The sequence below is a fragment of the Fusibacter sp. genome (assembly GCF_057447755.1).
This window is the reverse complement of the sequence record NZ_JBVBZF010000130.1, coordinates 1-9,595: the sequence shown is the minus strand read 5'-3', so window position 1 is coordinate 9,595 and position 9,595 is coordinate 1. Positions and strand designations below refer to the sequence as shown.

Below are 9,595 nucleotides of genomic sequence, written 5' to 3'. Positions count from 1 at the left end.
CATTCCATTAATCATTCTCTTTTCGGCAAGCTATTTGGGCTACCGTATTTTTGAAGCAATTCATTTCCCAGCGAGCCGAATTGTCGGGCCTATTTTTGTTGTTGCCCTCATTCAGCTATTAGGTTTTTCCGTAGTTGTTCCTAATATATTCAAAATGATTTTTTCCATTATTTTTGGAACTTTTTTAGGTTTGCGCTTTGATAAAATCGCCCAGAAGCAATTACTCAAATCTATAATCCCTGCAATGTTTCTCTCTGTAACTTACATATTTATCACGATTTTATATGGTAATCTGTTGACTTCAGTTAGTAGCTTAGATCAAAACACCTCATTTTTGTCTGTGATTCCAGGCGGTGTCGCAGAGGCAGGTGTACTTGCAGTCTCTTTTAATGCAAATCTGGCTCAGGTATCCGCCTTCCAATTGATCAGATTTCTTTCAATTGTGCTGATCATGCCGATCATTTCTAAGATCATCATTTTACCACTTGTCAAAGGCAAATCAAAAACGCTTAGCAAGCAAAATCCTTATCAAAAAATAGAAGAGAAGACTCCAGATAAAATAAAGTCTTCTAATCGTCAAATTACCTACTCATCATTATGGTTATTTATCATTGGCACTATAGGTTCAATGTTCTTTTATAAAATACATTTTCCTGCGGCACTGCTATTAGGCGCGACATTTTTTATCGCTTTGCTTCAAACCTTTTCGCCATATGAGTTCAACCGCCCAAATGCGCGTTACTATGAATGGGCACAAATCGGCATGGGGGCGCTTATTGGAACAAGCTTTACCAAAGAGAGCTTTGTTGAAATGAGTACACTGGTCTACCCAATGGTCCTCTTAACTTTTTTCATCATTACAACCAGTCTTTTTTTAGGCTTTGTCTTTTCTAAAATTTTTAAAATGGACTACATGACTGGCCTAATGAGTGTACTCCCAGGGGGCCTATCCACTATGATTATCCTTGCAGAAGACCTTGAGGCAGATGTGGTTACCATAAGTACACTTCAATTATCTCGACTCATTACAGCAGTCGCCTTTATACCAATTATATATCAATGGCTTCTATAGTGGCATATAAGTTCGGTTGGCTCAAAGATCTCATGTGAATTCTATTTGAACTCGATTCTAGAGGTTCCCCTTAATGCCCTTAAAATGATGCTCTATTCCCTCTCTATATCTAAAGACCAAGGATGCATTATCCTCTGGGAAGTTAAGACCAATTGCCTTTAGGACTTCAAAGTAATCAGGTGATTCAAGTTCATCGAAGTCTACAACATAAGCCTCGTCAGATTCGTCTAGTCGAATTTTGAAAGTGGCTTTTTTTGGTGTTTCAATTTGAACAAGATAATCCTTACCCTCTTTTGTAAATGCAATTGAAGAGAATCTTGATGTAAGACAATCACCGTATATCATCTGTGCCATGGTCGTAAAGTAAAAGGCATCCTCACCAAAGGGCTTTAGGTCTTTAAAGACCTCAGGGCATCCCTTTATAATACCAAACCAAGGCATGAAGGCGTCCTTTTCAAAGCTGGTCTTTTTTGCCAGACGTTGTGATTTGAAATTGCGCTGATTGATCTCTACAAAGGGAAGGGTTTTTTTAGCAATCATCTTTTCCAAAATATCCATGGTGACAATATAGCCAAGGCCTTCTTGTCTGTACTTTTCAAGTGTAAACATATACCCTATGGAATTGTCCTCGTGCACCAAAACATAGCTGGCAAGCTCATTGTTTATGTAAATTGCAGAGGTAGGCCTGTTTAATATGGCATCCTGGATTCTTTTAAGCGATCCTTCTTGTTGATACTCATATCGATCATCAATGCCCTTTGCTTCCTCAAAGGGTATCGATACGACATCATAAGTCTTATTCGTATTTTGATGCCCTAGTGCCTTGAGGTCACCTGTGAAAATATATCTCTCAGTTGGCTCTAGCCAGTGGAGTAAATACTCGCTGTATATTGATTTTGCAAGCTCGCCAAGGACCCCTGAAAAGCCATAAAAGCCATCTTCTAATTGTTCAATTTTATTTAAAATAACTTTAGAATCCCCATAAACATAGTTAAAATAATCATTTTCAACCCAAACACTACCGGTTTCATCATCAAAGTAACCTATATTGCTTGTGTTCTCCAATATGCCGACGATATTTAGCGGTACAAAGGTCCCACTTTTTAAGAGATCAATTATCACTTGTCGATTTTCAATTTTTTTCATGCTACACCTCGCATAATCATAATCTCAATAACCTTTTTCTACTTTCACTTCATATATAGGGCTTAATTGCACCTGCTAATATTATACATGATTTTAGTTCAACCAGGATAGACTAAAAAAGGATTGACGTCCCCCCTAAAAATATGTTAAAATCCAATATGTTTAAACGATATATGAAAATGTAATGATGAGAACCAGTAGATATGAACAAAGTTTTAGAGAGAAGACGGTTGGTGAAAGTCTTTACGGCGTCGTATTGAACCTATCTTTGAACAGTGATTCCAAGGTTTCGGCTTAAAGATTCACCGGATTTCCACCGTTATAGGGAACTGATATCAAACAATTTTGTTTTGTATCCAGAGTGCAGAGAAATCTGAAATTAGGTGGTACCGCGGAAGTATATTCGCCCTAAGCTAGCAATAGCTTAGGGTTTTTTTATTATAAACTAACATCAACATAAATTTAGCCAAAAGGCATAAATCATTAAGGAGGACCACATGAAATTAGCAAATCTAGTTGGCGAGCGTTTTAAAGAAAGACCATCCGATTGCGTCATAGACAGCCACGCGCTTATGGTCAAAGGCGGATACATGAAAGGGGTTTCGAACGGAATCTACTCCCTTTACCCTTCGCTTAAAAAAATTACACGTAAAATCGAAGAAATCATCCGTGAGGAAATGGATGCTATTGATGGACAGGAAGTTCTTTTCCCAGTCGTGCTACCAGGAAGTCTTTGGGAAGAATCGGGTCGTTTCCAAAGTGTGGGTAGCGAGCTTGTGAGATTTCAAGATCGAAACAATGCACAGCTTGTCCTAGGCATGACTCATGAAGAAGCTGCAGTTCATTTGGTAAGGGATTTTGCAAACACCTACACTAAATATCCATTTATGATCTACCAAATTCAAACAAAGTTCAGAGATGAAGCAAGACCAAGAGCTGGTCTTATAAGAGTAAGAGAGTTTACAATGAAGGATGCCTATTCTTTCCATCTCACTCAAGAGGATTTAGAACACTATTACGATCGCTGTTTAAAGGCATATCACAGGATTTTCAAACGTGCTGGGGTGCCTGAAGTTATTTCAGTGGCGTCAGACACTGGTATGATGGGTGGTAAAGTGGCTCATGAATTCATGCTCTTAACACCAATTGGCGAAGATTCATTGGCGATTTGTAATAACTGTGATTTCAGTGCAAACCTTGAAGCCGCAGAAACCATCATCGAGAATGAAGCAGGTAGTGTTGAAGCCTTAACAAAGGTACACACGCCAAATGCTAAAACAATTGAGGAAGTCATGACCTTCCTTGGCACAGATATCAAGCAATCTTGTAAAGCCGTTGTTTATCAACGCATTAAAGATAACAGCTACGTTGTGGTCTTTACACGTGGTGATATGGACATTAACGATGTTAAATTAAACAACTACTTAGGAGAGCAAGTCTACCCAGCCACAATCGAAGAAAATTCAGGGATTGTTGCTGGCTTCATCGGACCAAAAGGCTTAACTGAGAATGCTACAGTTCTATTTGACCGTTCACTTGAAGGCATCAAGAGCTTAATCGTCGGTGCAAATGAAACGGATTACCACTGCACTGGCTTCAATTTTGAAAGAGATTATGGTGCAGTAGAATATGTAGACTTGTCTAAAATTCAAGAAGGTGGCATTTGCCCTAAATGTGGAAAGCACAGCATCAACCTCTCAAGAGGAATCGAAGTCGGTAACATCTTCCAGCTTGGTACAAAATACTCTGAATCTATGGGCATGACATACACCGATGAAAACAGCCTTGAAAAAAATCCAATTATGGGCTGCTATGGTATTGGCGTAGGACGCCTTGCAGCTTCAGTTTGTGAAGCAAGACATGATGAATACGGTCCAATTTGGCCAATTTCAATTGCACCATGGCAGGTTCACCTTTGCTGCCTTAGAGTAGACGATGCAGAAACCAAAGCATTTGCAGACAATCTCTATAAGCAACTCCAAAGCCAAAACATCGAGGTCATTTATGATGACAGAGAGGTGCGTCCTGGCTTCATGTTCTCAGATGCAGACCTTTTAGGTGTTCCTGTACGATTGGTCGTAAGTCCAAGAAATCTTAAGGAAGCTGTTGTGGAAATGACAACACGTGATAAGTCAGTCAACAAAAAAGTTGCCCTTGATGACGTCGTTACTGAAGTTAAGCAATTAATCTCAGATTTATTCGAGGCCATTAACGCATAATTAAAGCCCCCAAACAATCAATATGCACCCTCTTGATCAACCGAAACGTAATTTTACGGTCAAACCGAGGGTGAGCAAGTCATATTGATGGTTTGGGGGCTATTTTGTTTTAAGTATAATCATTCTTAATGGTGAACTTATGCTTTATAGGGTGTCATCTCCCCAGCTAACACTTAGGATGCCCTCCACACTTAATATTTCATCAAATAGTTTCTCAACGATAAAACTTGAGGGAAGCTTTACAATAAAATTAATATTGCCCACAATTTCACTCGCATCTCCCTCATCAAAGACACTGCTTACGGTTATATCTCGAATACCAATATTATTGTTTCCAAAAATCGTACCGATTTCACCAATAATACCCACTCTTTTTTTACATGAGACTACAAGCTCCCTATAGTTCTTTTTAAAGAGCTTTTGCTCTACTGCACCCATGCTTTTAAGTGTTACCAGGACAATTAGAGTCGTTGCAATACCACCAAAGTAATAGCCATTTCCAAATGCCAAGCCAATGCCGCCACAAACCCAAATGCTTGCTGCTGTGGTCAGTCCATGTACGCTGTTTTCGTTTCTCATAATGGTACCAGCACCCAGAAAACCTATGCCACTAACCACTTGTGCTGCGAGTCTGGCAGGCTCACCTCCGTTTCCCTGAGCACCAAACCCATTGAAACCATACATGGAAATAAGCATGATCAGTGCAGAGCCTAGGGTAACTAAAATATGGGTTCTTAGTCCCGCAGGTCTGTTACGCGCTTCTCTCTCCATACCGATTATGCCCCCTGCTATCGCAGAACTTACCAGTCTAATTAAAAGCTCAAGATTACCAATCATTGCTACCCCCTATGTCTTCATATCTTTCAAATAGATTAATTTTTGACTTGTAATTTATTTTAAGACATTTATCGAATTCGTTTTTTGTTTATTATCCATTGAATCAGGGGAGTTTTTCCTGCACCTGTTTTTCCAATGAAAATAACTCTAGTCATTTAAGACCTCGTCACAGTCGAAAGTAATTTATCTAAAATAAAAATTAGACATCCCAGTGCCCTGTGAAACATAAACCGAAACCCAATCATTTTTCATTCATAAGCTTCTTCATTTAAATAATATAAAACAAGCTTCAAGGGATCATGCATTCTGCTTATATCTACATTATCGCTGACATCATAAACCGTATGAATCTTTTCTAAATCATAATGGATCAGTGTTACACCATCGTATCCCATTGCATTGAACCACGTATGGTCACTAGCCATCTCATTTTCTGTCACGACGGATATCTCCAACATCTGAGCCATTTTTTCAATGGCTTTTTTTTGCTTGGAAAATCGACTTGCGATGGTGAGCGGTATTTCTTTAGGTGAGCCTATCATATCCAAGTTGATGATTTTACTCGTCTTTAAGTCAAAGAGCGGATGATTAACATAGTAACGTGAGCCAAACATCCCCTGTTCCTCACCGTTAAAGACAACAAACACAAGAGTTCTATCTGGTGCTTGTTCATTTGACTTCATCAGTTTTGCAATTTCAAGCAGTCCTGCAATACCAGATGCATTGTCGAGAGCGCCTGGATTAAAAGTGCCATCACCATTGTTTCCAACATGATCCAGATGAGCTGATATGAAGATCGTTTCATTCTTCAAATTTTCATCTTTGCCTTCTATACTGCCAACAATATTGGCTGTTTCGACGGTTTTATACTCATAATCCAATGAAATATTAACTTTCTCACCCTTTCTAGAAGCCTCTGAAAGGGCTTGGTAAACGGTATCAATACAATACAGCATAACAGGACCATTTTCGTTGTTAAAATCATCTGCAGGTGACTGATCTACAACATATCCCAAGGAGGTACTCACGATGTAGGTACTTGAATGCCTATTATCTTTACCAAGAATAATGCCTTTTATATCGAGCTTTAGCCTTAAAACGGACTGTAACAAATTGTAAACTGCATCTCCATTTTCGCCTAAGAGCGAACTGTTAATGAGCAGTACTTTCCCACTTAATTCTGTATTATCCGCATTGAGTGATGTCAAATCTGTAATCTCAATAATATCTGCATCGACATCCCCGTTAATTTTTAAGCCTTGCCACAATGAGATTACCCTAAATTCTTCCCCAAATTTAAATGTATCAACTGTACTCCCCGTTGAACTAACTGTTTCTAAGGTCGGTACCCTATGGTTGATTATGGTATTTTGAGTATAGGATTGTTTAAAATCTGGAGCATCGACCTGACTTTCGAGTCCGATTTGTTTAAATGCATCCACGATGTAATCTTGCGCTAAGTCATTACCCGCTGTACCCGTCAAACGCCCATCATATGCTTCACTGGTTAAGGTCATAATAATTTCAGATAACGAAGTGTCATCAATACTTCCTTTTACAAATGAATAATTGATTTCCGGTACAGAATCAGTGTCTTGTATTTCAACATTCCTGCAACCCGTTAATAGTAAAGTAAGGATAAAAATTATTTTTAACTTAGCGTAAATATTTGTTTTCATCTCCACTCCTCCTTGCCGATTTCTAAATTAATCAACTTATTTTGTACTCAAGCTTATACAAACATCACACCCACGCCAAGGAGCGTAATTACCGTTCCCAAAACTTCTTTTAGAGAAACTTTCTCCTTCTTTATAAAGAAAGCATAGGGAATCAACAAGATCGGCGTAATTGAAATCAATGTAGAGGCAACACCTGGATTTATCTTTTGTACAGCATATAATGATAATGAAATCCCTAAAAAAGGACCAAAGAAGGACCCCAGTGTTAAAGTTGCAAGAGCATCTCTTCGCTTAAATGCGGTCATAAACTTTGGCCAATGGCCCTTTAAAGTAAAGATTACCATGAAGCCGATAATCCCCGCAATTAATCTTATTTGTGTTGAAGAAAACGGGTCATAGTTTGCCATTCCAAATTTACCGATAATATAACCAGCCGCCTGACCAAAAGCGCCCCCAAATGCAAAGAGGATGCCTAAGACCGGATGCGAAAAACTCACTTTTTTGCTGTCCTTCTCCGTCACCAGTATTACAGATGCAATCCCGACAAGGGTGATGAACATCCCAATCACTTGGAACATAGTCATCTTCTCGCCTAAGAACATGAATGCCATAATGCCGCTAAGCGGGGGTACACTGGCATAAATGAGCATTGAAATTCGAGATCCAATCAAGACAAAGGCTTCAAAGAGAAGCAAGTCTCCTATAACGATGCCCACAAGACCAGAGAGTAAAAGCCAAAACCATTCAGATTGTGTTGCATCTGTTGGGAACAGGTATCCTCTCGTGATTAAAGTAAATATTGATAAAAAAGCCAGACCGATAAAAAGTCTCAATAGATTCAAATTCATTGACCCAATTTTTTTTGCGCTGTGCTCAAACGAAGTTGCTGTCACAGCCCAGCATAAAGCAGTGGCAAGTGCTGCCATTTCACCATAGTAATTTTCCATAATTTCCCTCTTTGTCTTTTATTTCGATTTATTATATTTAATAAAATTAATTCAATTTAGATACTTTAATTTGGATGCTCTAATAAAGATTGTATGATTCAATCTATTGATTTAAGGCTTGCCTTAACCATAAATTTCTTTATCCCTTCACGTCAGAGTCCGATGTCGTCTCTGCAACGAGGTTTTGACCGGTCTTCCATCTACTAAGGACGAACATACCAATCGTGCCGATAATTGAAAATAATGCAATAAGGCCCCATACTTTGACGATACCATGCTTATCAGCATAGAGACCGACGAAGGAGGTACCAATAACCGCACCTGCTGCCCAGCTCAAACTGGTTAGGCCATTAAAACGTGCCCTAAAGTTAGAAGGGGATTGGTTGACAATATAAACGCCGAAGTTAATGGACATGATGATTTCACCAAGTGTCCATATGATCGTAGACATCCAAAATAAAGGAAGCCATTCTATTAAGCCGATCATTCCAAAGCCTATACTATAAGCAATACCACCAATGGCAATGTTTACAATTGGCCTAAACCGTTTGGAAAATGCCGTAATTAAAATCGTCATCGCTAGGACTGTAATTGCATTCGTACTAATAAGTGCGCCATAAATTTGAGGTCCTTTTTCACCATATAGGTGCTCTAAAATAAGTGGCAAGGAAAAGCCGCCCTGTATATAGGTGGCACTAAAAAACGCATTAAAAATCAGAAACCAAATAAGCTGGGGGCGCTTCATAAGCGCTTGAGCCAGACTTCCCTGTTCATGCTTTTCACTTTCGCTTAGTTGACTTTGATCCATATCTTTTTCGGGCATTGTCTCATCGATGAATTTCATCATCAGTGTCACTGCAATAAAGGTCGTAATCGCATCCCCAATGAAGATCATGATTAGGAAATGATTGAATAAGAAGCCCGCTACCATAGGACCAAGTGCTACCCCAATGTTAATGCCCAAATAGGATAATGAAAACCCAACCTGTCTTTGCTCTGGCGATAGAACATCCGCTAAAATTGCCGAGATAATAGGTCTGACAGCCCCATTAAAGAAAGCGGACAATAAAATAAAGATCAACATGGTTGGACTATGATAAAAAAAGGCACATAAAAGCAGGGATATTCCTGCAGACCCTTGAAAGAACAGATAACTTTTTTTACGACCTAAATGGTCAGCAACTTTTCCACCCAACAAGCTTCCGGGTATGGTCATTAATGTTGCAATCATGACAATTGTTCCTGTTGTAGTCATTGAAAAGCCGAGTTTTTTCGTTAGAAACAGCGTCAAAAAAGGCATTACAAAATCACCAAAACGATTAATAATTTGTGCGATAAAAATAATGTAGACGCTTCTCGGGAGCCCCCGGTACATTTTAAATAATTTCATTCGGCCTCCTAAATAGTTTTATATTATTACAATACCACCTTATGAGAATTTCGTCATGTAAAAAATAAATCTCTGACAAAATAATAATAACTTTAATGAAAATGAAATCGCTAATAATTAACCAATCTACTATAACGATATTTTATAAATGTTTGCTTAACATTAGAAGTTTTTATGACCACTCTCTTTCAATCGACATTGGAATTTCAATGTTATATGATGTTAATATCATAACAATCCAACTGGGTTGGAACAAATTTAGGGAGGCTGAAATGGAATTACGAAAATCTTTACCAGAAATATTT

General features: G+C 38.6%; 8 protein-coding genes and 1 other annotated feature. Of the genes, 2 read left to right on the top strand and 6 right to left on the bottom strand.

The window, feature by feature from the left end; translation table 11 throughout:
* The coding region (locus AC220I_RS13670; RefSeq protein WP_486724404.1) for an AbrB family transcriptional regulator at positions 1 to 1,072 on the top strand (1,072 nt) is incomplete at its 5' end.
* A 57-nt stretch (positions 1,073 to 1,129) separates the two neighbouring features.
* On the opposite strand, the gene AC220I_RS13665 is transcribed toward AC220I_RS13670, so the two are convergent.
* Positions 1,130 to 2,218 (bottom strand): GNAT family N-acetyltransferase, encoded by a 1,089-nt coding sequence (locus tag AC220I_RS13665; RefSeq protein ID WP_486724403.1) that lies wholly within the window; start codon positions 2,216 to 2,218, stop codon positions 1,130 to 1,132.
* A gap of 175 nt (positions 2,219 to 2,393) precedes the next feature.
* Positions 2,394 to 2,632, top strand: a binding site (T-box leader).
* Positions 2,633 to 2,715: 83 nt separating this feature from the next.
* Here AC220I_RS13665 and AC220I_RS13660 point away from each other — a divergent pair.
* On the top strand, positions 2,716 to 4,437 hold the full coding sequence (locus AC220I_RS13660) for a proline--tRNA ligase (protein ID WP_486724402.1): 1,722 nt from the start codon (positions 2,716 to 2,718) through the stop codon (positions 4,435 to 4,437).
* 144 nt (positions 4,438 to 4,581) lie between these two features.
* Here AC220I_RS13660 and AC220I_RS13655 read toward each other — a convergent pair whose 3' ends face one another.
* The 5 genes from AC220I_RS13655 to AC220I_RS13635 all read right to left on the bottom strand — a co-directional run bounded on the left by AC220I_RS13655 (position 4,582) and on the right by AC220I_RS13635 (position 9,290).
* Positions 4,582 to 5,274: an MgtC/SapB family protein gene (locus tag AC220I_RS13655; RefSeq protein WP_486724401.1), complete on the bottom strand. Its 693-nt coding sequence runs from the start codon at positions 5,272 to 5,274 to the stop codon at positions 4,582 to 4,584.
* 68 nt (positions 5,275 to 5,342) lie between these two features.
* A complete protein-coding gene (locus AC220I_RS13650; protein WP_486724405.1) occupies positions 5,343 to 5,429 on the bottom strand; it encodes a EutP/PduV family microcompartment system protein in 87 nt (28 codons plus the stop codon).
* A 93-nt stretch (positions 5,430 to 5,522) separates the two neighbouring features.
* The gene (locus AC220I_RS13645; protein WP_486724400.1) at positions 5,523 to 6,953 is read right to left on the bottom strand and encodes a M20/M25/M40 family metallo-hydrolase; all 1,431 of its coding nucleotides are present in this window, start codon (positions 6,951 to 6,953) and stop codon (positions 5,523 to 5,525) included.
* A gap of 53 nt (positions 6,954 to 7,006) precedes the next feature.
* Complete coding sequence (locus AC220I_RS13640; protein ID WP_486724399.1) at positions 7,007 to 7,900, bottom strand: DMT family transporter; 894 nt, start codon at positions 7,898 to 7,900, stop codon at positions 7,007 to 7,009.
* A 139-nt stretch (positions 7,901 to 8,039) separates the two neighbouring features.
* Positions 8,040 to 9,290 (bottom strand): MDR family MFS transporter, encoded by a 1,251-nt coding sequence (locus tag AC220I_RS13635; RefSeq protein WP_486724398.1) that lies wholly within the window; start codon positions 9,288 to 9,290, stop codon positions 8,040 to 8,042.
* Between the last annotated feature and the right edge of the window lie 305 nt (positions 9,291 to 9,595).

What these genes read in the sequence shown, in the direction of transcription:
- AC220I_RS13640 (WP_486724399.1), bottom strand. Translation starts at nt 7,900, where the DNA reads ATGGAAAATTACTATGGTGAAATGGCAGCACTTGCCACTGCTTTATGC.
- AC220I_RS13645 (WP_486724400.1), bottom strand. Translation starts at nt 6,953, where the DNA reads ATGAAAACAAATATTTACGCTAAGTTAAAAATAATTTTTATCCTTACT.
- AC220I_RS13660 (WP_486724402.1), top strand. Translation starts at nt 2,716, where the DNA reads ATGAAATTAGCAAATCTAGTTGGCGAGCGTTTTAAAGAAAGACCATCC.
- AC220I_RS13665 (WP_486724403.1), bottom strand. Translation starts at nt 2,218, where the DNA reads ATGAAAAAAATTGAAAATCGACAAGTGATAATTGATCTCTTAAAAAGT.
- AC220I_RS13650 (WP_486724405.1), bottom strand. Translation starts at nt 5,429, where the DNA reads ATGACTAGAGTTATTTTCATTGGAAAAACAGGTGCAGGAAAAACTCCC.
- AC220I_RS13655 (WP_486724401.1), bottom strand. Translation starts at nt 5,274, where the DNA reads ATGATTGGTAATCTTGAGCTTTTAATTAGACTGGTAAGTTCTGCGATA.
- AC220I_RS13635 (WP_486724398.1), bottom strand. Translation starts at nt 9,290, where the DNA reads ATGAAATTATTTAAAATGTACCGGGGGCTCCCGAGAAGCGTCTACATT.